Genomic DNA, 24192 nt, shown 5'->3' with positions numbered 1-24192 from the left:
CGACATGCAAATTGCAGGCGGGGCTGGTAACGAGCGCTGCACTGTTCTATACCCGCCATCCGTGTAGGGCAATCCTTACCCCAAGCCTTCCATCCGGCTGATGCAATTCTCTCTCGGCCCCCGATTTCCGGGGCCTGCGCCCTGGACTACGCTTGTGCCACAGCAGTCCAAAACAAAAAGGTGCGGGTATGAGCGAGGTGGATTCAAATGATGCGCTGGTCAGCTTTCGTGGCGTGCAGAAGAGCTACGACGGCGAGAACCTGATCGTCAAAGACCTCAACCTGGAGATTCGCAAGGGCGAGTTCCTCACCCTGCTCGGGCCTTCCGGTTCGGGCAAGACCACCAGCCTGATGATGCTCGCCGGCTTTGAAACGCCGACCGCCGGCGAAATCCTGCTGGCCGGGCGTTCCATCAACAACGTGCCGCCGCACAAGCGCGACATTGGCATGGTGTTCCAGAACTACGCGTTGTTCCCCCACATGACCGTCGCCGAGAACCTGGCGTTTCCGCTGTCGGTGCGGGGCTTGAGCAAGACCGACATCAGCGAGCGGGTCAAGCGCGTGCTGAGCATGGTCCAGCTCGACGCCTTCGCCCAGCGCTACCCGGCGCAACTCTCCGGCGGCCAACAACAGCGCGTGGCCCTTGCCCGGGCGCTGGTATTCGAACCGCAGTTGGTGCTGATGGACGAACCCCTCGGTGCGCTCGATAAACAGCTACGCGAACACATGCAGATGGAGATCAAGCATCTGCATCAGCGCCTCGGTGTGACGGTGGTGTACGTGACCCACGACCAGGGCGAAGCCCTGACCATGTCCGACCGCGTGGCAGTGTTCCACCAGGGCGAGATCCAGCAGATCGCCGCGCCGCGCACGCTGTACGAAGAGCCGAAGAACACCTTTGTCGCCAACTTCATCGGCGAGAACAACCGCCTCAATGGACGCCTGCACAGCCATACCGGCGAGCGCTGCGTGGTGGAGCTGGCGCGTGGCGAGAAAGTCGAGGCGCTGGCGGTGAACGTTGGCCAGGTCGGCGGCCCGGTGACCCTGTCGGTGCGTCCGGAGCGCGTCAGCCTCAATGGCTCCAGCGAAAGCTGCATCAACCGCTTCTCGGGGCGTGTGGCGGAATTCATCTACCTGGGCGACCACGTGCGTGTGCGCCTGGAAGTCTGCGGCAAGGCCGATTTTTTTGTGAAACAACCGATCGCCGAGCTGGACCCGGCGTTGGCGGTCGGCGACGTGGTACCGATTGGCTGGCAAGTCGAGCACGTTCGCGCACTCGACCCACTTCTAGAGGCGAATTGATCGCCCCATGGCTTCACCAACCCTGCACGTGGAGAGAACAACAATGTTGAGATCCCTGAAATTTTCCGCCCTGGCCCTTGGCCTGATCGGCGCCACCCAGGCCATGGCAGGCCCGGACCTGACGGTCGTGTCCTTCGGTGGCGCGAACAAGGCCGCACAGGTCAAGGCGTTCTATGCGCCATGGGAAAGCGCGGGCAACGGCAAGATCGTCGCCGGCGAATACAACGGTGAAATGGCCAAGGTGAAAGCCATGGTCGACACCAAGAGCGTGTCCTGGGACCTGGTGGAGGTGGAGTCGCCGGAACTGTCCCGTGGCTGTGACGAAGACATGTTCGAACCGCTGGACCCGAAACTGTTCGGCAATGGTGCGGACTATGTGAAGGGCGCTATCCAGCCGTGCGGCGTGGGCTTCTTTGTGTGGTCGACCGTGCTGGCGTACAACGCTGACAAGCTGAAAGCACCGCCAGGCGGCTGGAAAGATTTTTGGGACGTGAAGCAGTTCCCGGGCAAGCGCGGCCTGCGCAAAGGCGCCAAGTACACCCTGGAATTTGCGTTGATGGCCGACGGCGTCGCGCCGAAGGACGTCTACAAAGTGCTGGCCGGCAAAGATGGCCAGGACCGCGCTTTCAAGAAACTCGATGAGCTCAAGCCTTACATCCAATGGTGGGAAGCGGGCGCCCAGCCGCCGCAATACCTCGCTTCCGGTGACGTGGTGATGAGCTCCGCCTACAACGGCCGCATCGCTGCCGTACAGAAAGAAAGCAACCTGAAAGTAGTGTGGAACGGCGGTATCTACGATTTCGACGCGTGGGCGATTCCTAAAGGTTTGCCAAAGGACCGCGCCGAAGCCGCGAAGAAATTCATCGCCTTCTCGGTGCAGCCGCAACAGCAGAAGACCTACTCGGAAAACATCGCCTACGGCCCGGCCAACACCCAAGCCGTGCCGTTGCTGGACAAGGACATCCTCAAGGATATGCCAACCACCCCGGAAAACATCGCCAACCAGGTGCAGATCGACGTGAGCTTCTGGGCGGATAACGGTGAGCAGCTCGAGCAACGCTTCAACGCCTGGGCCGCCAAGTAACACCGCATAACCCTCTGTGGGAACCGACCTGTGTGGGTGCTGGCTTGCCTGCGATGCAAACACCTCGGTGCATCTGATGTACCGAGTCGATGCCATCGCGGGCAAGCCCGGCTCCCACAGAGAGCGCGGTCCACAGTGAAACCACCTTAGATTTTCCGGAGTTTTCCATGGCCATCGCCGCTCTCCCCACCCTCAAGCAGCGCCTGGCGCGTGCCGAGCGGGTCAACCGCTGGAAGGCCCAGGCCTTGATTGCGCCGCTGGTGTTGTTCTTGGTGCTGGTGTTCCTGGTGCCGATCGTTGCGCTGCTCTACAAAAGCGTGGGCAACCCGGAAGTGGTGGGCGGTTTGCCGCGCACTGTGGTGGCCGTGACCGCCTGGGACGGGCGTGGCTTGCCCGGTGAACCGGTGTATCAGGCCCTCAGTGAGGACCTGGGCGAAGCGCGCAAAAATCAGACCTTGGGCGACCTGTCCAAGCGCTTGAACATGGAACTGGCCGGCTACCGCAGCCTGCTGACCAAAACCGCGCGGGCGCTGCCGTTCAGCGAAGCGCCTGCCTCCTATAAAGAAGCGTTGGAAAGCCTCGACGAACGCTGGGGTGACCCGGCGTACTGGCAGGCGATCCGGCGCAATACCAGCAACCTGACGCCGTTCTACCTGCTGGCGGCCGTCGATCACCGTATCGACGATCTGGGTGAAGTGGCTCCGGCCACGCCCGACCAGGCGATCTACCTGGACATCTTCGCCCGCACCTTCTGGATGGGCCTGGTGATCACCGCCATCTGCCTGTTGCTGGCCTACCCGCTGGCGTACCTGTTGGCCAATTTGCCGGCGCGCAAAAGCAACCTGCTGATGATCCTGGTGTTGCTGCCGTTCTGGACCTCGATCCTGGTGCGGGTCGCCGCCTGGATCGTGTTGCTGCAATCCGGTGGGCTGATCAACAGCGCACTGATGGGCATGGGGCTGATCGACAAACCCCTGGAGCTGGTATTCAACCGCACCGGGGTCTACATCTCCATGGTGCACATCCTGTTGCCGTTCATGATTCTGCCGATCTACAGCGTGATGAAAGGCATCTCGCCCACTTACATGCGGGCGGCGATATCCCTGGGTTGCCACCCGTTCGCCAGTTTCTGGCGCGTGTATTTCCCACAGACCTACGCCGGTGTCGGCGCCGGGTGCCTGCTGGTGTTCATCCTGGCGATTGGTTACTACATCACCCCGGCCTTGCTGGGCAGCCCGAACGACCAGATGGTCAGCTATTTCGTGGCCTTCTACACCAACACCAGCATCAACTGGGGCATGGCCACCGCGCTGGGCGGCTTGCTGCTGCTGGCCACGGTGTTGCTGTACCTGATCTACAACCGACTGGTTGGCGCCAGCCGCCTGCGCCTGAGCTAAGGAGACCTTGCGATGCTGAGCCCTTATATGTCCCCCATTGAACGGGTGTGGTTCTACAGCTTGCGGATCCTCTGCGGCTTGATCCTGCTGTTCCTGATTCTGCCGGTGCTGGTGATCATCCCGTTGTCGTTCAACAGCGGCAGTTTCCTGGTGTACCCGTTGCAAGGCTTCTCGCTGCATTGGTACCAGGACTTCTTCGGCTCGGCCGAATGGATGCGCGCCCTGAAGAACAGCATTATCGTGGCGCCCGCCGCCACGGTGCTGGCCATGGTCTTCGGCACCCTGGCAGCCATTGGCCTGACCCGTGGCAACTTCCCCGGCAAGGCGCTGGTGATGGCCCTGGTGATTTCGCCGATGGTGGTGCCGGTGGTGATCATTGGCGTGGCCAGTTACCTGTTCTTCGCGCCATTGGGGCTGGGCAACAGCTTCTTTTCGCTGATCGTGGTGCATGCGGTGTTGGGTGTGCCGTTTGTGATCATCACGGTGTCGGCGACGTTGCAGGGGTTCAACCACAACCTGGTGCGGGCGGCGGCCAGCCTGGGCGCTTCGCCACTGACTGCGTTTCGCCGGGTGACCTTGCCGCTGATCGCGCCGGGGGTTATTTCCGGGGCGTTGTTTGCCTTTGCCACCTCGTTCGATGAAGTGGTGGTGACCTTGTTCCTCGCCGGCCCCGAGCAAGCGACCTTGCCGCGCCAGATGTTCAGCGGCATCCGCGAAAACCTCAGCCCCACGATTGCGGCGGCGGCGACCTTGTTGATTGCCTTCTCGGTGTTGCTGTTGCTCACACTGGAATGGCTGCGCGGCCGTAGCGAAAAACTGCGTACCGCACAGGTCTAAAGCCCGGGCGAAGCTCAAAATGTGGGAGCGGGCTTGCTCGCGAAAGCGGTGTATCAGTCGCCAAATGTAATGGCTGACACACCGTATTCGCGAGCAAGCCCGCTCCCACATGGGTTTTGTGTGCATTCAGTCGCTGAATAGCTGACAACACGCCGTAGGAAGCTACTCTTGTGCCAGCCCATTTCTTAATAAGAGGCCGCGCACATGAGTACTTCCTCATTCAAGATCGCCCATAAACTGCTCACTGGCGCTGGCGCCATCGAACAACTGGCTGCCGAACTCACCCGCCTGGATGTGGACAACCCGCTGATCGTCACCGACGCCGCGCTGGTCAAATCCGGCACCGTGGCATTGGCCCTCGAACACTTGGGCGAGCGCACCTACGAAATTTTCGACCGCGTGCTGCCCGACCCGGAAATCGCCATCGTCGAAGACTGCATGCGCGTGTACCGCGAAGGCGGGCATGACGGCCTGATTGGCGTGGGCGGCGGCAGTGCCATCGACATCGCCAAGAGCGTGGCAGCCTACGCCGGTTACCACGGCGCGCTGGCGGACCTGTTCGGCGTCGACCAGGTACCGCGCAAGGGCCCGCCGCTGATCGCGATCCCGACCACGGCCGGCACCGGCTCGGAGGTGACCAATGTGGCGATCCTCTCCGACAAGGCTGCGCAACTCAAAAAAGGCATCGTCAGCGATTACCTGCTGCCGGATGTGGCGCTGATCAGCCCGCAGATGACCCTGACCTGCCCGCGCAGCGTCACTGCTGCCAGTGGCGTGGATGCGCTGGTGCATGCCATCGAATCCTACCTGTCGCTGAACGCCTCGCCGATTACCGATGCGTTGGCCATCGGCGCGATCAAGTTGATCGCCAGTGCGTTGCCCAAGGCCTACGCCAACCCGGCCAACCTGCAGGCCCGAGACGACATGGCCACCGCCAGCCTGATGGCGGGCATGGCGTTCGGCAATGCCGGGGTTGGCGCGGTGCATGCGCTGGCGTACCCGTTGGGTGGGCGGTTCAACATCGCCCACGGCGTGAGCAACGCGCTGTTGCTGCCTTACGTGATGCACTGGAACAAGCTGGCCTGCGTGGAGCGCATGCAGGACATCGCCCAGGCGATGGGGGTGAATGTGTCGGGCTTGAGCGTCAACCAGGCGGCCGATGAAGCGGTCGACGCGATGACGCGACTGTGTGCCGCAGTGGAGATCCCCGCCGGGCTGCGCAGCTTTGGCGTGCCGGAGGAGGCCATACCGGCCATGGCCACGGAAGCGGCGGGTATCGAGCGTCTGATGCGCAACAACCCGCGCAAGCTCAGCGCGGCGGATATCGAGAAAATCTACCGGGCCGCCTACTAACCGTTGAGTTAGGTCACGGTGCGCGCAGCAAAGCATGAGGTATACAATGCGCGCCATCGTGATTTAGCTCAAAAAAGGTGCGTCATGCAGCCCTTCGTCATTGCTCCATCGATTCTCTCTGCCGATTTCGCCCGCCTGGGTGAGGAAGTGGACAAGGTACTGGCCGCCGGTGCCGACTTCGTGCACTTCGACGTCATGGACAACCACTACGTGCCCAACCTGACCATCGGCCCGATGGTCTGCGCGGCGCTGCGCAAGTACGGCATCACTGCGCCGATCGACGCACACCTGATGGTCAGCCCGGTGGATCGCATCATCGGCGACTTCGTCGAAGCCGGCGCCACCTACATCACCTTCCACCCGGAAGCCTCGCTGCACGTCGACCGCACCCTGCAACTGATCCGCGAGGGCGGCTGCAAGGCCGGCCTGGTGTTCAACCCGGCCACTCCGCTGAGCGTGCTCGAGTACGTGATGGACAAGGTCGACATGATCCTGCTGATGAGCGTCAACCCGGGTTTCGGCGGGCAGAAGTTCATTCCTGGCACACTGAACAAGCTGCGCGAAGCCCGCGCGCTGATCGATGCGTCGGGCCGTGACATCCGCCTGGAAATCGACGGTGGGGTCAACGTCAACAACATCCGCGAAATCGCGGCCGCTGGCGCTGACACCTTTGTGGCCGGCTCGGCGATCTTCAACGCGCCTGACTACCAGGAAGTCATCGGCAAGATGCGCGCCGAACTGGCGCTGGCGCGTCCATGAGCGGCTTTGAGCAGCTGTTCCCCGGCAAATTGCCACGGCTGGTGATGTTCGATCTGGACGGTACCTTGATCGACTCGGTGCCAGACCTGGCGGCGGCGGTGGACGAGATGCTGCTCAAGCTGGGGCGCAAGCCGGTCGGGATCGAGTCGGTACGCATGTGGGTGGGTAACGGCGTGCACATGTTGGTACGCCGGGCCCTGGCCAACCACATCGATGCCGAAGGTGTCGATGACGTGGAGGCCGAGCATGCCCTGGAACTGTTCAACGCCGCCTACGAGGACGGCCACGAGCTGACTGTGGTCTACCCCGGCGTGCGCGACACCCTCAAATGGCTGCACAAGCAGGGCGTGGAAATGGCCCTGATCACCAACAAGCCGGAGCGCTTTGTCGCGCCGCTGTTGGACCAGATGAAAATCGGCCGGTATTTCCGTTGGATCATTGGCGGCGATACCTTGCCGCAGAAAAAGCCTGACCCGGCGGCGCTGTTTTTCGTGATGAAAATGGCCAATATCCCGGCCTCCCAGTCCTTGTTCGTCGGCGATTCGCGCAGTGACGTGCTGGCGGCAAAGGCCGCTGGCGTGCAGTGTGTGGCGCTCAGCTACGGCTATAACCACGGTCGGCCGATTGCCGAAGAGTCGCCGGCCATGGTGATTGATGACCTGCGTCTGTTAATCCCCGGTTGCTTGGGAGCTGGCGCTGAGATAACGTTGCCCGACATCGATCCGTCCCCTTCTGGAAATTCCATCGTGGTGGTCACTCGCAAACTCTGGATGAAAGTCATCAAGGCCCTGGCCCGCTGGCGTTGGCGCGCCTGACTGATCCTGGCCGCGCTCTGCGGCACGTTTGCATACCTGACTGTTAGACCCTCAAGCCACGAGGCACACATGATCCGCGAAGAATTCCTGCGTTTGGCCGCTGCCGGCTATAACCGCATTCCCCTGGCCTGCGAAACCCTGGCCGACTTCGACACGCCGTTGTCGATCTACCTGAAACTGGCTGACGAGCCCAATTCCTACCTGCTCGAATCGGTACAGGGCGGCGAGAAGTGGGGCCGTTATTCGATCATCGGCTTGCCGTGCCGCACCGTCCTGCGGGTACACGACCATCATGTAAGCATCACCCATGATGGCGTCGAGATCGAAAGCCACGACGTAGACGACCCGTTGGCGTTCGTCGAAACCTTCAAGGCGCGCTACAACGTGCCGACCATTCCTGGCCTGCCGCGCTTCAACGGCGGCCTGGTGGGGTATTTCGGTTATGACTGCGTGCGCTATGTGGAAAAGCGTTTGGGCAAATGCCCGAACCCGGACCCGCTGGGTGTGCCGGACATTCTGCTGATGGTCTCCGACGCGGTGGTGGTGTTCGATAACCTTGCCGGCAAAATGCACGCCATCGTGCTGGCCGACCCGGCCCAGGCGGATGCGTTCGAGCAGGGCCAGGCCAGCCTCGAAGCCTTGCTGGAAAAGCTGCGCCAGCCGATCACCCCACGTCGTGGCCTGGACCTCAGCCGTCCTCCGGCCGCTGATCCGGTATTCCGCTCAAGCTTTACCCAGGATGACTACGAGCGCGCCGTCGACACCATCAAGGAATATATCCTCGCCGGTGACTGCATGCAGGTGGTGCCGTCGCAACGCATGTCCATCGACTTCAAGGCCGCGCCGATCGACCTGTACCGTGCGCTGCGCTGCTTCAACCCGACGCCGTACATGTATTTCTTCAACTTCGGTGACTTCCACGTGGTGGGCAGCTCGCCGGAAGTGCTGGTGCGGGTCGAAGACAACCTGATCACCGTGCGTCCGATTGCCGGCACTCGCCCCCGTGGCGCGACCGAGGAGGCCGACCAGGCGCTGGAAGAAGACCTGCTCAGCGATGATAAAGAGATCGCCGAGCACCTGATGCTCATCGACCTGGGCCGCAACGATACCGGGCGCGTCTCGGAAATCGGTTCGGTGAAGCTCACCGAGAAGATGGTCATCGAGCGTTACTCCAACGTGATGCACATCGTGTCCAATGTCACCGGCGAGCTGAAGGCTGGTTTGACGGCGATGGATGCACTGCGCGCGATTCTGCCGGCCGGCACCTTGTCGGGTGCACCGAAAATTCGTGCCATGGAAATCATCGACGAGCTGGAGCCGGTCAAGCGGGGTGTCTACGGCGGCGCCGTGGGGTATTTCGCCTGGAACGGCAACATGGATACGGCCATTGCGATCCGCACGGCCGTGATCAAGGACGGGGAGCTACACGTGCAGGCCGGTGGCGGGATTGTCGCCGACTCGGTGCCGGCCCTCGAATGGGAAGAAACCCTGAACAAGCGCCGCGCGATGTTCCGCGCTGTAGCGCTGGCTGAACAGACGCCCAATTCCTGAGGTTTGCCCCATGTTGCTGATGATTGATAACTACGATTCCTTTACCTACAACGTTGTGCAGTACCTGGGCGAGCTGGGTGCCGAGGTCGAGGTGGTGCGCAACGACGAACTGACCGTGGCCGAGATCGCCGCCCTGAACCCGGAGCGCATCGTGGTTTCGCCAGGCCCGTGCACGCCGACCGAGGCGGGCATTTCCCTGGAGGCGATTAAGTATTTCGCCGGCAAGTTGCCGATCCTGGGCGTGTGCCTGGGCCACCAGTCCATCGGCCAGGCCTTTGGCGGTGACGTGGTGCGTGCGCGCCAGGTGATGCACGGCAAGACCAGCCCGGTATTCCATCATGATCTGGGCGTATTCCATGGGCTTAACTTGCCGGTGACCGTGACCCGCTACCACTCGTTGGTGGTCAAGCGCGAAACCTTGCCGGAATGCCTGGAACTGACCGCCTGGACCCAGCTGGAAGACGGCTCGGTCGATGAGATCATGGGGCTGCGCCACAAGACACTGAATATCGAAGGGGTGCAGTTTCACCCCGAGTCGATCCTGACCGAGCAGGGCTACGAGCTGTTCGCCAACTTTCTCAAGCAGAGCGGCGGCACGCGCTAAGGACTTTTCATGGATATCAAGACTGCCCTGAGCCGTATCGTCGGCCATCTGGACCTGAGCACCGCTGAAATGAGCGATGTGATGCGCGAGATCATGACCGGTCAATGCACTGACGCACAGATCGGCGCCTTCATGATGGCGATGCGCATGAAGAGCGAGAGCATCGACGAGATCGTCGGTGCCGTATCGGTGATGCGCGAGCTGGCGGACAAGGTCGAACTCAACACCCTCGACGGCGTGGTGGATGTGGTGGGCACCGGCGGTGACGGTGCGAACATCTTCAACGTGTCGACGGCGTCTTCTTTTGTAGTGGCGGCGGCGGGTTGCACCGTGGCCAAGCACGGCAACCGTGCCGTATCCGGCAAGAGCGGCAGTGCCGACTTGCTGGAAGCGGCCGGCATCTACCTGAACCTGACGCCGGTGCAAGTGGCGCGCTGCATCGACAGCGTCGGCATCGGCTTCATGTTTGCCCAATCCCACCATGGGGCGATGAAGCACGCCGCCGGCCCACGCAAGGACCTCGGCCTGCGTACCCTGTTCAACATGCTCGGCCCGCTTACGAATCCGGCCGGCGTGAAGCACCAGGTAGTGGGCGTGTTCAGCCAGGCACTGTGCCGGCCATTGGCCGAAGTCTTGCAGCGCCTGGGCAGCAAGCATGTGCTGGTGGTGCATTCCAAGGATGGCCTGGACGAATTCAGCCTGGCGGCACCGACTTTTGTGGCGGAGCTGAAGAATGACCAGGTCACCGAATATTGGGTCGAGCCGGAAGACCTGGGCATGAAGAGCCAGAGCCTGCACGGCCTGTCGGTGGAAAGCCCGGCCGCCTCGCTGGAGCTGATCCGCGATGCCCTGGGGCGCCGCAAGACCGAAAACGGCCAGAAAGCGGCAGAAATGATTGTGCTCAATGCCGGTGCGGCGCTGTATGCCGCCGATCACGCCTACAGTCTTAAAGAGGGCGTGGCCCTCGCTCACGATGCATTGCACACCGGGCTCGCTCGCGAAAAGCTCGAAGAACTGGGTGCCTTTACTGCGGTGTTCAAGATGGAGAATGAAGGATGAGTGTGCCGACCGTTCTGGAAAAGATCCTGGCCCGCAAAGCCGAAGAAGTCGCCGAGCGCCGTGCCCGTGTAAGCCTCGCCGAGCTGGAGAGCCAGGCGAAGCTCGCGGATGCGCCACGTGGTTTCGCCAATGCGCTGATCGCCCAGGCCAAGCTCAAGCAGCCGGCCGTGATTGCCGAGGTGAAAAAAGCCTCGCCGAGCAAAGGTGTGATCCGTGAGAACTTTGTCCCGGCAGAAATCGCCGCCAGCTATGAAAAGGGCGGCGCGACCTGCCTGTCGGTGCTGACCGACATCGATTACTTCCAGGGTTCCGACCTGTTCCTGCAGCAGGCCCGCGCCGCGTGCAAGTTGCCGGTGATCCGCAAGGATTTCATGGTTGACCCGTACCAGATCGTCGAGGCTCGCGCCCTGGGCGCCGACTGTGTGCTGCTGATCGTCTCCGCACTGGACGATGTGAAGATGGCCGAGCTGGCGGCCGTGGCCAAAAGCGTTGGCCTGGATGTGCTGGTGGAAGTGCACGACGGCGATGAGCTGGAGCGCGCACTGAAAACCCTCGACACGCCGCTGGTGGGGGTCAACAACCGTAACCTGCACACCTTCGAGGTAAGCCTGGAAAACACCCTCGACCTGCTGCCGCGTATTCCGCGCGACCGCCTGGTGATCACCGAGAGTGGCATCGTCAACCGTGCCGATGTCGAGCTGATGGAAATCAGTGGGGTGTATTCGTTCCTGGTGGGCGAGACCTTCATGCGCGCCGAGAACCCGGGGGCGGAATTGCAGCGCCTGTTCTTCCCGGAGCGTGGTGTGGCGGTCAGCGGCTCGACATTGGATTGATTTGAAACGCGGCCATCATTTGGAATGCAGTCTAAATGTGGGAGCGGGCTTGCTCGCGAAAGCGGTGGGTCAGTCACTGAATATGTGTCTGATCCACCGCATTCGCGAGCAAGCCCGCTTTCACATTGGGTTTTGTGTCTATTCAGATAGGTAGGTGTTGATGGATAAGCCAGTAAGGATGACGGTTGAAGCAGGTCTCGCTGCCGAGCAAACCCTGTTGGCCGCCGTTTGCGCAGGCGAACAGGCGTTCGGCCTGCTGTTCTGGCAACCCATCGATCAAGCCCTCGTCATGCCGCGTCGCTTGAGTCGTCTGCCGGCTTTCGACGCCGCCAGCCAGGTTTCGGCCGATGCCGGTTGGCCCGTATTGCTGCGGGAAACCGGTGGCGAGCCGGTGCCGCAGTCGAGTGCCACCGTCAATATCGCCCTGGTGTATGCACCGCCCCGCAGCGAAGGCGACCAGGGGCGTATCGAAACCGGCTACCTGCGTTTGTGCCAGCCGATCTGCGACTTGTTGATCGAGTTTGGCGGTGATGCGTCCGTCGGCGAAATCGACGGCGCGTTTTGCGATGGCCGTTACAACGTCAACCTTAATGGCCGCAAGATGGTCGGCACCGCACAGCGTTGGCGACAAAGCGGAGGGCGTCCGGTGGGCCTGATCCACGGCGCGTTGCTATTGGAAAACGACCGTGAAGAACTGATCGCGGCGGTCAATCGCTTCAATGAAGCCTGCGGTCTCGACCAGCGCGTTCGCGCCGGTAGTCACATCGCCTTGCACGAAGCCTTCCCGGCACCGGATGCAATCAGTCGGCTGGATGAGCTGTACCGAACGATGCTGGCCGGTTTCCTGCCGGGTTAACGCGTCCCGAACACCACCATCGTCTTGCCTTTGACGTGCACCAGGTTGCGTTCTTCCAGGTCCTTGAGCACGCGCCCGACCATTTCCCGTGAGCAGCCGACAATGCGCCCGATTTCCTGGCGTGTGACTTTGATCTGCATGCCGTCAGGGTGCGTCATGGCGTCGGGCTGCTTGCACAGCTCCAGCAGGCAGCGGGCTACGCGGCCGGTGACATCAAAGAATGCCAGGTCGCCCACTTTGCGGGTGGTGTCGCGCAGGCGCTGGGCAATCTGGCCGCTCAGGGCATACAGGATGTCGGGATCGTGCTGGGCCAGTTCACGAAACTTCGTGTAGCTGATCTCGGCCACTTCGCACTCGACCTTGGCCCGCACCCAGGCGCTGCGCTCCTGCTCTTTGCCGGCCTGTTCGAACAGGCCCAGTTCTCCGAAGAAATCGCCGGTGTTCAGGTAGGCGATGATCATCTCGCGGCCGTCTTCATCCTCGATCAGGATGGTGACCGAGCCTTTGATAATGAAGAACAGTGTTTCGGAACGCTCCCCTGCGCAGATGATGTTGTGCTTGGCGGGGTAGCGGCGACGCTGGCAGTGCATCAACAGTTTGTCGAGATTCTTGATCTTGGGTATGGGAGTAAGAGCAACCATGGTTGTATCCCGAAAAGACTGCACGGTGTGGTTGGAGTTGTTTTTATCCAGTGGTATCGGCATTGATACACGCTGTACAAAGGATGGCAATGCGCCATTTCGCTGGCGCCAGCTTACCAGACACATTCTGACTCGATTAGCCAATTTACTGGGGAAAGCCTGCTATTGATCGCTTTGATGGGAAACGCTGTGCTGATCTGACCCTGTGCTAAGCTGGCGACCCTTTTTTAGCAGTGGAGTCTGGGCGATGAAGGCACGCATCCAATGGGCGGGCGAAGCCATGTTCCTCGGTGAGTCGGGCAGTGGCCATGTGGTGGTCATGGACGGCCCGCCGGAAGCCGGTGGCCGAAACCTGGGCGTACGCCCGATGGAAATGCTCCTGCTTGGCGTGGGCGGTTGCAGCAATTTCGACGTGGTCAGCATCCTGAAAAAATCCCGCCAGGCAGTGGAAAGCTGCGAGGCCTTCCTGGAAGCCGAGCGCGCCACTGAAGACCCCAAGGTGTTCACCAAGATCCACATGCATTTTGTGGTGAAGGGCCGGGCGTTGAAGGAAGCCCAGGTCAAGCGTGCCATCGAGCTGTCGGCCGAGAAGTATTGCTCGGCGTCGATCATGCTTGGCGCGGCTGGCGTGGCCATCACCCATGATTACGAAATCATCGAATTGGGTTGATCGCGCAATCGGTGGGCAAAAAGAAAGGGCGCTGTGAAAGCGCCCTTTTTTTCGGCTCAGATTCGGTACGTGCTTTTAGTCATGACTTTGGCCAACAGGCTCATGCCAAACCTCACCGGCGCTGGGAAACGGAAACCGCCAGCATCCAGCGCGCTTTCAGCGTGGTGTTCTTCGTCGATGCGCATCTGTTCAAGAATGGCCCGGGACTTTTCGTCTTCGGCTGGCAGTTGCTCAAGGTGTTCATCCAGGTGCTTGCACACTTGGTGCTCGGTGGCGGCGACAAAACCCAGGCTGACTTTGTCGCTGATCAAGCCGGCGGCGGCGCCGATGCCGAACGACAAGCCATAGAACAGCGGGTTCAGCACGCTCGGGTGGCTGCCGAGCTGGCGAATGCGTTGTTCGCACCAGGCCAGGTGATCGATCTCTTCTTCGGCGGCATGTTCCATGGCTGCGCGCACCTGCGGCAACTTGGCCGTCAGGGCCTGGCCTTGATACAGCGCCTGGGCACAGACTTCACCGGTATGGTTGATGCGCATCAGGCCGGCGACATGGCGGGTGTCGGTCTCGCTCAACTGTGCGTCGGGTTGCACGATGGCGGGCGACGGGCGGTACGGTTGGCCGCTGAATGGCAGCAGCGTGCGCATGGCCATGTCGGCTTGCAGCAACAGACGATCAATCGGCGAGTAGTGACGTTGGGTAGTCATGCTGACCTCCGGGAAGAATCTCGGCGGCCAGTTTACCGCAAGAGAGGGGCGAGCGTTTGCGCTGAGTCAAGGGCATAGGGTCGCAGCCTGGGGGCGCGCGACCGCTGCCCAAAGGCTGATCAGCCCGGAGGCCAGTTCATCTGGCGCTGACCCAGCACGTGCATATGGATGTGATAAACGGTCTGCCCACCTTTCGGGTTGCAGTTCATCACCACGCGGAAACCTTCCTCGCAGCCTTGTTCCACGGCCAGGCGCTGGGCGGTGAATAGGATATGGCCGGCCAGGGCTTTGTCTTCCTCGGTCAGGTCGTTGAGGGTCGGGATGTGTTTCTTCGGAATGACCAGGAAATGCACGGGCGCCGCTGGATAAATATCCTTGAAGGCCAGGACCTGGTCGTCTTCGTAGATGATGTCCGCAGGTATTTCTCTGTTGATGATCTTGGTGAACAGAGTATCCACAGCTGTTTCTCCATTATGAAAGTGCAGGGTGAGTGTACCCAGGCGTTCAGCGCGGGCAATAGGCCTTGTTGATGGCGCCGGCGATCTTGCGTGTCAGCCAGCGCGGGCTGAGTCGCGGGCTGAAGGTGATCCAGCGGTTGCGTCGGCCGGGAATGATGATGGCTTTGTTCTTTTCCAGCGCGCGCACGGTGTAGAGCGCCACTTCCTCGGGGCTCATCAGCTTTTCGCTGGCGTCGAGCTTGGCGGTGTCCATCTGCGCTGTGCCGAAGAAGGCAGTGCGCGTCGGGCCGGGGCAGAGCACCGAGACCTTGATGCCACAGGTCTTCAGCTCTTCACGCAGGCCTTCGGAGAAGTGCAGCACATACGCCTTGCTGGCGTAGTAGCTACTCATCCACGGGCCGGGTTGAAAGGCTGCGACCGAGGCGACATTGAGGATCTGCCCGCCGCCCTGCAGTGCCATCGCATTGCCGAGGGCGTGACACATGCGGGTCAGGGCCAGGATGTTGACTTCGATCAGGTCCTGCTCGGTCATCCAGTCCTGGGCCAGGAACGGCCCGCTGGTGCCGATACCGGCGCAGTTGACCAGCAGGTCGATCTGCCGCTCGCCCTCTTCAAGCTCCAGCAGAAAACCGGACAAACGCAGCGGCTCGCCCAAGTCGCAGGCCCGAAACAGCACCTCGACGCCAAACCGTTGGGTCAATTCGATTGCAATGCTTTCCAACTGATCACGCTGGCGGGCTACCAGAATCAAGCTGCGGCCGCGACGGGCCAATGCTTCGGCCAAGGCCAGGCCGATGCCGCTGGAGGCACCGGTGATCAGAGCGTAACGGGTCATGCCTTTCTCCATCGCAACGCGACCGGGCCTGTGACAGAGGCATCACAGGCGACGGGCGTTTCTTCACTGTTCTGGAGAGTCTACAGGTTCGGCTGCTTCATCAGCACTTTGCGCGTCTTCTTCCTCAACGATCACGCTTGGGTCGCTGTCGTCGTCGGAGGTGATGGAGCTGCTTTCATAGCTGCTGTCGACGCTTGACTCCAGTTGGTTCAGGTAGCCGTTCATGCCCAGTGTCACGGCAATCGCGAACACCACCGGGATGAATGCCAGCCACAGGGTGGCCAGGACTTTTACCGCGGTGGAGTTGCGCGGTGGCGGCGGGCCGTACTGGTTGGCGCCGGTGTTGCCCGGCAGTACCAGCAGCAGCAGCGGGAAAATGCTGTTCACCAGCGGTACCAGGTTGAGCAGGTACAGCCAGCCCGACCAGCCCAGGTCGTGAAGGCGTTGCACACCGATTTGCACGCTGACCCAGACAAGCGCAACAAACAGTGCAAAACCCAGCAGGGAGCCAAGGACGATGCCCATGGTTGGCGAGGCGGCGGCCACGGCAAAGCTGGCGGTGGAGATGATGCCGCCCGCGACCAGCATTGCGACGGTCAGCACCAGTGTCCACGCCAGGTAACGCAGGCGGCCGATCCGGCCGTGGATGGTGAAGACCTTGAGCGTGGAGAACTCTGCCCCGTCATCACCCACGGCTGCGCGGGGTGGGGCGTAAGGCGATGCGGCCGGGCGCGAATAGTCAGCGGAATCGGTCTCATGGGTTTCCGCCAGGCTGAAGGCGACGGGCTGCTCGGCTTCGATACGTGCCTCGACGCCGGCGTTTTTCAGCGCAGTCAGGTAGGTTTCGGCGTCGGAACGGGACAGGTCACGCTTGAGCGCAACCGGGCGACCGGTAAACAGTTTTTCGATGGCACCCACGTCGCTCTTGAACAGTTCGGCGAGGTTCAGTTTGGCAGTGGTGCTTTCGACACCCGGGAGCAAGGCTCCGTCAAACACAATCTTGAAACGGTTGTCGCTCATGCGGGCATCCTTGTCACTTGTCTGGGAGGTGATGCAGGCCTGCTCGGTTGGCAGGCCTTGCGGTTGGGTCAGCGTGGCCAGCGCAATTGTGCTGCTTGCTCGCGTGCCTTGCGGTATTCGGCATCCAGCCGGGCAATCAGTTCATCGACGCTGGGCAAATCATCAATTTCACCGACGCCTTGGCCGGCAGACCACACAGTCTTCCACGCCTTGGCCTCGTCGCTCAACGGCTTGAGCTTGGAACCGAAGTTGACTTCGCCCTTGCCCTGCAGGGCGGCGAGGTCGAAACCAGCGTTTTCCAGGCTCTGGCGCATGAAGCTTGCGGGCACGCCGGAGACTGCGGGAGTGTGCACGATGTCGGCGGCGCGCGATGTGAGCAGCATCTCTTTATACGCATCCGGGGCGTGGCTTTCGGTGGTGCCGATGAAACGGGTGCCGAAATAGGCGAGGTCGGCGCCCAGCAATTGGGCGGCGAGGATCTCGTGGCCATGGTTGAGGCAGCCGGCCAGCAGCAATGTCTTGTCGAAGAACTGGCGAATTTCGGCGATCAGAGAAAACGGGCTCCAGGTGCCCGCATGACCGCCGGCGCCCGCTGCAACGGCGATCAGGCCATCGACACCGGCCTCGGCAGCTTTCTCGGCATGGCGTCGGGTGGTGACGTCATGGAACACCAGGCCGCCGTAGCTGTGGACGGCGTCGACCAGTTCCTTCACGGCACCCAGGCTGGTGATGACGATCGGCACTTTGTGCTCGACGCAGATCGCCAGGTCGGCTTCCAGCCGTGGGTTGCTGTTATGCACAATCAAATTGACGGCATACGGTGCGGGGTTGTCCAACTGCGCCAGGCCCGCCTCGATTTCCTCCAGCCAGGCCTTGAAGCCGCTGCTTTCGCGCTGGTTGAGCGCCGGGAAACTCCCGACCACTCCATTGCGACAGCACGCCAGGACCAGTTGCGGGTTGGAAATCAGGAACATCGGCGCTGCCACCACGGGCAGGCGCAGGCGTTGTTCAAGCAGAGCGGGCAATGACATTGGAGGTACCCCGTGTGATTGAAATTAGAACGGTTTGACCACGACCAAAATTACGATAGCCAGCAATATCAGAACGGGCACTTCATTGAACCAGCGATAAAAGACATGGCTGCGGGTGTTTTCGCCACGGGCGAAGCGTTTTACCCGCGCGCCGCACATGTGGTGGTAGCCGATGAGGAGTACGACGAGGGTCAGCTTGGCGTGGATCCAGCCGCCGGAGTGAAAGATGCTTGGGTTGAGGTAGATCAGCCAACCACCAAAGACCAGCGCGGCAATCATCGCCGGGCCCATGATGCCGCGGTACAGCTTGCGCTCCATGAGGCTGAAGCGTTCCTTGCTGACGGTGTCTTCGCTTTGGGCGTGGTAGACGAACAGGCGTGGCAGGTAGAACAGCCCGGCAAACCAGCAGACGATGCTGATGATGTGGAAGGCTTTGACCCATAGATAAAGCATTTTTAGTTATTCCCAGGTTCACGGTAGCGAAGATAGTAGTGGCTCATGCGCCCGTACGTCACGTTGACGGTTGTCGCAGGGCGATACGGCCCCTATTATCGACGGCTTTCCAGTGGGTTCGTTGAGGGCAGGTTTATGGTCAAGGTCGGTATCGTCGGCGGCACGGGTTACACCGGTGTCGAATTGCTGCGTCTGTTGGCTCAGCATCCGCAAGCTGAGGTGGTGGTCATCACTTCCCGATCCGAGGCCGGGCTGGCCGTGGCCGATATGTACCCGAACCTGCGAGGCCACTACGATGGCCTGGCGTTCAGCGTTCCGGACATCAAGACCCTCGGCGCCTGTGACGTGGTGTTCTTTGCCACCCCCCACGGTGTAGCCCATGCGCTGGCGGGTGAGCTGCTGGCGGCCGGCACCAAGGTCATCGACCTGTCGGCGGACTTCCGTCTGCAAGACGCCGATGAGTGGGCCAAGTGGTACGGCCAGCCTCACGGTGCGCCTGAGTTGTTGGAAGAAGCCGTATACGGCCTGCCGGAAGTCAATCGTGAGCAGATCAAGCAAGCACGCCTGATTGCGGTGCCGGGTTGCTATCCAACGGCGACGCAGCTTGGCTTTCTGCCATTGCTGGAAGCTGGTTTGGCGGACACCTCGCGTTTGATCGCCGACTGCAAGTCGGGTGTCAGCGGTGCCGGCCGTGGCGCAGCGGTGGGTTCGCTGTACTCCGAGACGTCCGAAAGCATGAAGGCCTACGCAGTAAAAGGGCATCGTCACTTGCCGGAAATCCGCCAGGGCTTGCGCCGCGCTGCGGGCAAGGACGTCGGCCTGACCTTCGTGCCGCACCTGACCCCGATGATCCGTGGCATTCACTCCACGTTGTACGCAACCGTGGTGGATCGTTCTGTCGACCTGCAGGCGCTGTTTGAAAAGCGTTATGCCAATGAGCCGTTCGTCGACGTGATGCCGGCTGGCAGCCACCCGGAAACGCGCAGCGTGCGCGGCGCCAACGTGTGCCGGATTGCCGTGCACCGTCCGCAGGATGGCGACCTGGTGGTGGTGTTGTCGGTGATCGACAACCTGGTCAAGGGCGCCTCGGGCCAGGCGGTGCAGAACCTGAACATTCTGTTCGGCCTGGATGAGAAACTGGGCTTGTCCCACGCGGGCATGCTGCCTTAAGGCTGTTGAGCCGCTAAGCAAAAGGCCCGTTGATCGGGCCTTTTGTGTTTTTAATGGCGGCAGCGCAGATTGATATACCGTAACAATAGTTGACCGCTTTTCTAGGAGAAGCGGATAATGCCCGCCATTACGCATATGGCGGCGGTACGCCGGGAGATTATCAGCATGAGCGTTGAATCCTTCACCCCCACGGCTTTGCAATTCACCCACGGTGCTGCGCACAAGGTGAAGAGCCTGGTCGATGAAGAGGGTAATGATCGCTTGAAGCTGCGCGTATTTGTTACGGGCGGCGGTTGTTCAGGGTTTCAGTACGGTTTTACCTTCGATGAAGATGTGGCCGATGACGACACCATCGTCGAGCGCGAGGGCGTGAGCCTGGTCGTGGACCCGATGAGCTTCCAATACCTGGCAGGTGCCGAGGTGGATTACCAGGAAGGTCTGGAAGGTTCGCGTTTCGTGATCAAGAACCCTAATGCCACCACTACCTGTGGTTGCGGGTCTTCATTCTCGATCTGATCGACGGCGCAAACAAAAACGCCGCTTGGCCTTCATAGGCCAAGCGGCGTTTTGCTGTCTGGGGCTTAAGCGGGGTAGATTGCGCCCAGTACCCGAAGCCCCTGTGCGCCGGTGACGCTGGGGCGGTTGGCGGTAATGCCTTCCAGGCAGCAGTGGGCGAGCCAGGCAAAGGCCATGGCTTCGACCCAGTCAGGGTCTACGCCGTAGGCGGCGGTGCTGGCGACCTGTGTGGAAGGTAGCAATGCTGCCAGGCGATTCATCAGCGTCGCGTTGTGGGCGCCGCCGCCGCAGACCAGCAAGGTTTCGGTGCTGGATTGGGCGGCTTGCAGGGACTCGACGATGGTGAGGGCGGTGAGTTCCAGCAACGTAGCTTGCACATCTTGCGCCGGGAATGCCGGCAGGCGCCCGAGGTGTTGTTGCAGCCATCCCAGGTTGAACACTTCGCGCCCGGTGCTTTTTGGTCCCTTGGTCACGAAGAATGGATCGCTGAGCAGGGCGTTGAGCAACTGTGGCTCGACCCTGCCACTGGCTGCCCACTGACCGTTGCGGTCGAAGTGCTCGCCGCGGGCCTGGTGGATCCAGGCATCCAGTAAAACGTTGCCTGGGCCGCAGTCGAAACCGGCTACAGGTTTGTCGGTTTCGATCAGGCTGAGGTTGCTGAAACCTCCCACATTCAATACCGCCCGGTTACCGGTGCGCTCGCCAAACAGTGCTTCGTGGAAAGCCGGAACCAGAGGGGCGCCCTGGCCGCCTGCGGCAACATCGCGGCTGCGGAAGTCGCTGACCACGGTGATACCGGTCAGCTCCGTGAGCAGCGCAGGGTTGCCGATCTGGACGGTAAAGCCTCGGGCAGGTTCGTGGCGGATTGTCTGGCCGTGACTGCCAATCGCACGAATGGCCTGGGGCTTGAGGTTTTGCTGGTCAAGCAAGGTGTGAATGCCGTGGGCGGCGAGTTTCACCCAGTGCTGTTGGGCAATGGCGGAGCGGGCGATTTCGTCTGGGCCGCTGGCGCACAGGCTCAGCAGCTCGGTGCGCAGGGTGTCTGGCATGGGGATGTAATGCGTGGCGATCAGGTTGATCGCCGGGCCCTGTTCAATCAGGGCAATGTCCAGACCGTCGAGGCTCGTCCCGGACATCACACCTATATAGAACGTCATGGCTTAACGCTTCGCCGAAGCCAGTAGGGTGGAGCGCTCTTGATCCATGCGCGCCATCAGCGGCTGGCTCTGTTGCAGGAAGCGCGCACGCTCGGCCTTGGCGATCGGGTCGGCCATCGGCAGCTTCTGGCCCAGTGGGTCGACGTGGACGCCATTGACCTGGAATTCATAGTGCAGGTGCGGGCCAGTCGACAGGCCGGTGGTGCCGATGTAGCCGATCACTTGACCCTGTTTCACGTTGCTGCCAGTGGACACGCCCTTGGCGAAGCCTTGCATGTGGCCATACAGGGTCCGATAAGTGTTGCCGTGCTGGATGATAACGGTGTTGCCGTAGCCGCCACGACGTCCTGCGAGCAGTACCTTGCCGTCACCTGCCGCCTTGATCGGCGTACCGCGTGGGGCGGCATAGTCGACGCCTTTGTGGGCGCGGATTTTGTTCAGAATTGGATGCTTGCGGCCCATGGAGAAACGCGAGCTAATGCGAGCGAAGTCCACCGGTGTGCGGATGAAGGCCTTGCGCATGCTGTTGCCATCAGCCGTGTAGTAGCTGCTGTTGCCTTGCTTGTTGGTGTAGCGCACGGCGGTGTAGGTCTTGCCGCGGTTGGTGAAGCGGGCCGAGAGGATGTTGCCGGTGCCGACGACCTTGCCGTTGGCGACTTTCTGCTCGTAGATCACGTCGAATTCGTCGCCTTGGCGGATGTCCTGGGCGAAGTCGATGTCGTAGCCGAACACGCTGGCCATGTCCATGGTCATGCTGTGGGACAGGCCGGCACGGGCGGCAGACTGGGACAGGGAGCTGTTGATCACACCATGCACGTAAGCCGAGCGCATGACGGGCTTGGTGGTGACGCGGTTGAAAGCAAAGCCCTTGGCGCCCTTGGTCAGGGTGATGGTTTCAAGGTCGCTGACACTGCTGTGCAGGTTGTTCAGCTGGCCGTCGGGCGTGAGTTCGAACTCAAGCTTCTGGCCGTGTTTGAGCTGTGTGAACTGCTTGGCTTGTTTATCGCTCGCCAGCACCTCATTAACGGTTGCTGCGGGCAGGCCGACCTTTTCGAACAGGGTGGACAGTGTGTCGCCCTTGGTCACGATGACTTCGCGGTGTTGAGGGTTCTTGGCGGCGGGTGCTTCCTGGGTGGCCTGCTGGGTGTCATCAGGTGTGCTTTCTATCTGTGCGAACGGCGATTCGGTTGGCGCATTTGTGGCTTGTTGGGCGTCGGAAGCGTCTTGATCTTGTGTCAGTTGTTCAACAGGACTTTCCAGGTCAAGGCTCAGGGAGGTTCGTTTGGCTTCTACGTCACTGGAAGGGAATACCAGGAGTGCCAGGCTGAGAAGGGCGGCGATACCACTTGCGGCAAGCAAGTGGGTCTTCGGGTAAAGCGGCGGCGCTTTAGACGGTTCTGTGGTCATAAGTAATTTTGACTTTGAAGATGAAATGGAAAAGATGAATGACATGATGAAGATGAAATAACTGTATAAAATATAACCAAATCATCTGTGGCGCAAGCTCGCGAACGCTGGGCTTGCTGAACGGTGTCCGTTCGCAGGGCAAAACTTGTAATTAGTCCCTGATCTTGTATGGTTGGTTCCCTTTTGAATCTGAGCCTTGCGGGTCTGTTATGAAGTCGGTTGAAGAGCAGCTAGCGCTGATAAAACGTGGTGCGGAAGAACTGTTGGTGGAAGCTGAGCTGATCGAAAAGCTCAAGCGCGGCCAACCCCTGCGTATTAAAGCCGGCTTTGACCCGACTGCGCCGGATCTGCACTTGGGGCATACCGTGCTTATTAATAAGCTGCGCCAGTTCCAGGAGCTGGGGCACCAGGTCATCTTCCTTATAGGTGACTTCACCGGGATGATCGGTGATCCGAGCGGCAAAAGTGCTACGCGCCCTCCGTTGACTCGTGAGCAGGTCCTCGATAATGCCGAGACCTACAAGACTCAGGTGTTCAAGATTCTTGATCCGGCCAAGACCGAAGTGGCGTTCAACTCCACCTGGATGGATCAGATGGGGCCGGCGGACTTCATTCGACTGACCTCCCAGTACACTGTCGCGCGGATGCTTGAGCGTGATGACTTCGATAAGCGCTACTCCACCAACCAGCCTATTGCTATCCATGAGTTCCTCTATCCGCTGGTTCAGGGCTATGACTCGGTGGCGTTGCGTGCGGACGTTGAGCTGGGCGGTACCGATCAGAAGTTCAACCTGCTGATGGGGCGTGAGCTGCAGCGTGCGTATGGGCAGGAAGCGCAGTGCATCCTCACCATGCCTTTGTTGGAAGGGCTGGACGGCGTCAAGAAGATGTCCAAGTCCTTGGGTAACTATGTAGGCATCCAGGAAGCGCCGGGTGTTATGTACGGCAAGTTGGTGTCTATTCCTGATGCGTTGATGTGGCGTTATTTCGAATTGCTGAGCTTCCGCTCGATGGACGAGATCAATGCGCTGCGCGCTGAAGTTGAGGCGGGCGCCAATCCGCGCGATGTGAAGATCAAGCTGGCGGAAGAGATTGTTGCGCGCTTCCATGGTGAAGAGGCTGCGGCCAGTGCTCATCGTGCGGCAGGTAATCGCATGAAGGATGGCGAGTTGCCGGATGATCTGCCGGAGATCGAGCTGTCTGCTGCTGAAGCGATGCCAATCGCGGCTGTCCTTAACAAGGCTGGCCTAGTGAAAAACTCGGCAGTTGCGCGGGATCTCCTGGGCTCCGGTGGTGTGCGTATAGATGGTGAGGTTGTGGGTCGCACCTTTATATACGAGCTGGGTGCTACCCACGTTTGCCAGGCTGGGAAGAAGGCGTTTGCGCGTATCACGCTCAAATCCGAGTAAAGCTGAAATTAGGTGTTGACGGCGAATTATATCTGTCTATAATTCGCCCCACTTCCGGCGCAGTCGAAACGGAAAACTCCTTGAGTTTCAATGAGTTAAGTAGGTTTCGATAGCAGATCGCTTCAGTTCATCGAAGCCCAGAAGGAGTTGATAGGGCGGTGTAGTTTGGCTCTATTAACGTTTCGATCTTCTCGGTCGAAAGCGGAGAAAAAGAGGTGTTGACAGCAGCGTGTAACGCTGTAGAATTCGCCTCCCGCTAACGAGAGATCGGA

Annotated in this window: 25 protein-coding genes; 16 read left to right on the top strand and 9 right to left on the bottom strand. The window is 60.7% G+C overall.

Translation table 11 applies throughout. The features are described 5' to 3' along the window. The first annotated feature begins 188 nt into the window (after window positions 1-188). The 12 genes from M2394_RS07950 (at window position 189) to M2394_RS07895 (ending at window position 12449) form a co-directional block, all read left to right on the top strand. Complete coding sequence (locus tag M2394_RS07950) at window positions 189-1301, top strand: ABC transporter ATP-binding protein (RefSeq protein WP_259172045.1); 1113 nt, start codon at window positions 189-191, stop codon at window positions 1299-1301. A 43-nt stretch (window positions 1302-1344) separates the two neighbouring features. Continuing rightward, window positions 1345-2385 carry an ABC transporter substrate-binding protein gene (locus M2394_RS07945; protein ID WP_178920247.1) on the top strand — a complete coding sequence of 347 codons (1041 nt, stop codon included), beginning with the start codon at window positions 1345-1347 and terminating at the stop codon, window positions 2383-2385. 167 nt (window positions 2386-2552) lie between these two features. Further along, complete coding sequence (locus M2394_RS07940; protein ID WP_176996597.1) at window positions 2553-3782, top strand: ABC transporter permease; 1230 nt, start codon at window positions 2553-2555, stop codon at window positions 3780-3782. A gap of 12 nt (window positions 3783-3794) precedes the next feature. Next, a complete protein-coding gene (locus M2394_RS07935) occupies window positions 3795-4619 on the top strand; it encodes an ABC transporter permease (RefSeq protein WP_071484832.1) in 825 nt (274 codons plus the stop codon). 204 nt (window positions 4620-4823) lie between these two features. Next, on the top strand, window positions 4824-5972 hold the full coding sequence (locus M2394_RS07930; protein ID WP_259172043.1) for an iron-containing alcohol dehydrogenase: 1149 nt from the start codon (window positions 4824-4826) through the stop codon (window positions 5970-5972). 84 nt (window positions 5973-6056) lie between these two features. After that, window positions 6057-6731, top strand: a complete 675-nt coding sequence (rpe, locus tag M2394_RS07925) for a ribulose-phosphate 3-epimerase (RefSeq protein WP_178920250.1) — start codon at window positions 6057-6059, stop codon at window positions 6729-6731. After that, window positions 6728-7546, top strand: a complete 819-nt coding sequence (locus M2394_RS07920; protein ID WP_259172042.1) for a phosphoglycolate phosphatase — start codon at window positions 6728-6730, stop codon at window positions 7544-7546. Before rpe ends, M2394_RS07920 begins: the two co-directional genes overlap by 4 nt. 69 nt (window positions 7547-7615) lie before the next feature. After that, complete coding sequence (gene trpE / locus M2394_RS07915; RefSeq protein ID WP_259172041.1) at window positions 7616-9097, top strand: anthranilate synthase component I; 1482 nt, start codon at window positions 7616-7618, stop codon at window positions 9095-9097. Window positions 9098-9107: 10 nt separating this feature from the next. Continuing rightward, complete coding sequence (locus tag M2394_RS07910) at window positions 9108-9701, top strand: aminodeoxychorismate/anthranilate synthase component II (RefSeq protein ID WP_259172040.1); 594 nt, start codon at window positions 9108-9110, stop codon at window positions 9699-9701. Window positions 9702-9710: 9 nt separating this feature from the next. Beyond that, window positions 9711-10760 carry an anthranilate phosphoribosyltransferase gene (trpD, locus tag M2394_RS07905; RefSeq protein ID WP_016972406.1) on the top strand — a complete coding sequence of 350 codons (1050 nt, stop codon included), beginning with the start codon at window positions 9711-9713 and terminating at the stop codon, window positions 10758-10760. Then, on the top strand, window positions 10757-11593 hold the full coding sequence (gene trpC / locus M2394_RS07900) for an indole-3-glycerol phosphate synthase TrpC (RefSeq protein WP_178920253.1): 837 nt from the start codon (window positions 10757-10759) through the stop codon (window positions 11591-11593). The genes trpD and trpC overlap by 4 nt, the downstream gene beginning before the upstream one ends. Before the next feature lie 160 nt (window positions 11594-11753). Further along, complete coding sequence (locus M2394_RS07895; RefSeq protein WP_259172039.1) at window positions 11754-12449, top strand: lipoyl protein ligase domain-containing protein; 696 nt, start codon at window positions 11754-11756, stop codon at window positions 12447-12449. Here the strand turns inward: M2394_RS07895 and crp are convergent. Further along, entirely contained in the window at window positions 12446-13090 is a 645-nt protein-coding gene (gene crp / locus M2394_RS07890) for a cAMP-activated global transcriptional regulator CRP (protein WP_099585649.1), read from the bottom strand. The genes M2394_RS07895 and crp overlap by 4 nt on opposite strands. Window positions 13091-13337: 247 nt before the next feature. On the opposite strand from crp, the gene M2394_RS07885 reads away from it, so the two are divergent. After that, complete coding sequence (locus M2394_RS07885) at window positions 13338-13760, top strand: OsmC family protein (RefSeq protein WP_005792019.1); 423 nt, start codon at window positions 13338-13340, stop codon at window positions 13758-13760. A gap of 56 nt (window positions 13761-13816) precedes the next feature. On the opposite strand, the gene coq7 is transcribed toward M2394_RS07885, so the two are convergent. From coq7 to hemJ, 6 genes are all read right to left on the bottom strand, one after another. After that, entirely contained in the window at window positions 13817-14464 is a 648-nt protein-coding gene (gene coq7 / locus M2394_RS07880; protein WP_176996590.1) for a 2-polyprenyl-3-methyl-6-methoxy-1,4-benzoquinone monooxygenase, read from the bottom strand. A gap of 119 nt (window positions 14465-14583) precedes the next feature. Further along, window positions 14584-14922 carry a histidine triad nucleotide-binding protein gene (locus M2394_RS07875; RefSeq protein ID WP_071490214.1) on the bottom strand — a complete coding sequence of 113 codons (339 nt, stop codon included), beginning with the start codon at window positions 14920-14922 and terminating at the stop codon, window positions 14584-14586. 46 nt (window positions 14923-14968) lie between these two features. Further along, on the bottom strand, window positions 14969-15757 hold the full coding sequence (locus M2394_RS07870; protein ID WP_176996589.1) for an SDR family oxidoreductase: 789 nt from the start codon (window positions 15755-15757) through the stop codon (window positions 14969-14971). 63 nt (window positions 15758-15820) lie between these two features. Continuing rightward, entirely contained in the window at window positions 15821-16777 is a 957-nt protein-coding gene (locus M2394_RS07865; protein ID WP_259172034.1) for a DUF805 domain-containing protein, read from the bottom strand. Between the two features lie 68 nt (window positions 16778-16845). After that, complete coding sequence (locus M2394_RS07860; protein WP_178920257.1) at window positions 16846-17808, bottom strand: nitronate monooxygenase family protein; 963 nt, start codon at window positions 17806-17808, stop codon at window positions 16846-16848. Window positions 17809-17832: 24 nt separating this feature from the next. Next, complete coding sequence (gene hemJ, locus M2394_RS07855; RefSeq protein WP_259172032.1) at window positions 17833-18261, bottom strand: protoporphyrinogen oxidase HemJ; 429 nt, start codon at window positions 18259-18261, stop codon at window positions 17833-17835. 135 nt (window positions 18262-18396) lie between these two features. Here hemJ and argC point away from each other — a divergent pair, with 135 nt between their 5' ends. Together argC and erpA are read left to right on the top strand one after the other, a co-directional pair. Continuing rightward, window positions 18397-19431: an N-acetyl-gamma-glutamyl-phosphate reductase gene (argC, locus tag M2394_RS07850; protein ID WP_017138092.1), complete on the top strand. Its 1035-nt coding sequence runs from the start codon at window positions 18397-18399 to the stop codon at window positions 19429-19431. Window positions 19432-19596: 165 nt separating this feature from the next. Beyond that, on the top strand, window positions 19597-19947 hold the full coding sequence (gene erpA / locus M2394_RS07845; RefSeq protein ID WP_003176443.1) for an iron-sulfur cluster insertion protein ErpA: 351 nt from the start codon (window positions 19597-19599) through the stop codon (window positions 19945-19947). A gap of 65 nt (window positions 19948-20012) precedes the next feature. Here erpA and M2394_RS07840 read toward each other — a convergent pair whose 3' ends face one another. Together M2394_RS07840 and M2394_RS07835 are read right to left on the bottom strand one after the other, a co-directional pair. Beyond that, a complete protein-coding gene (locus M2394_RS07840; protein ID WP_259172031.1) occupies window positions 20013-21104 on the bottom strand; it encodes an anhydro-N-acetylmuramic acid kinase in 1092 nt (363 codons plus the stop codon). Between the two features lie 3 nt (window positions 21105-21107). Continuing rightward, window positions 21108-22511 (bottom strand): peptidoglycan DD-metalloendopeptidase family protein, encoded by a 1404-nt coding sequence (locus tag M2394_RS07835; RefSeq protein WP_259172030.1) that lies wholly within the window; start codon window positions 22509-22511, stop codon window positions 21108-21110. Between the two features lie 209 nt (window positions 22512-22720). On the opposite strand from M2394_RS07835, the gene tyrS reads away from it, so the two are divergent. Continuing rightward, window positions 22721-23920, top strand: coding sequence for a tyrosine--tRNA ligase (gene tyrS / locus M2394_RS07830; RefSeq protein WP_259172029.1), 1200 nt, complete (start codon window positions 22721-22723; stop codon window positions 23918-23920). The last annotated feature ends 272 nt before the right edge of the window (window positions 23921-24192 follow it).

Source organism: Pseudomonas sp. BIGb0164 (genome assembly GCF_024810135.1).
Taxonomy (GTDB): domain Bacteria; phylum Pseudomonadota; class Gammaproteobacteria; order Pseudomonadales; family Pseudomonadaceae; genus Aquipseudomonas.
The sequence above is the reverse complement of the archived record's forward strand: the minus strand, read 5'-3'. Positions and strand labels throughout refer to the sequence as shown.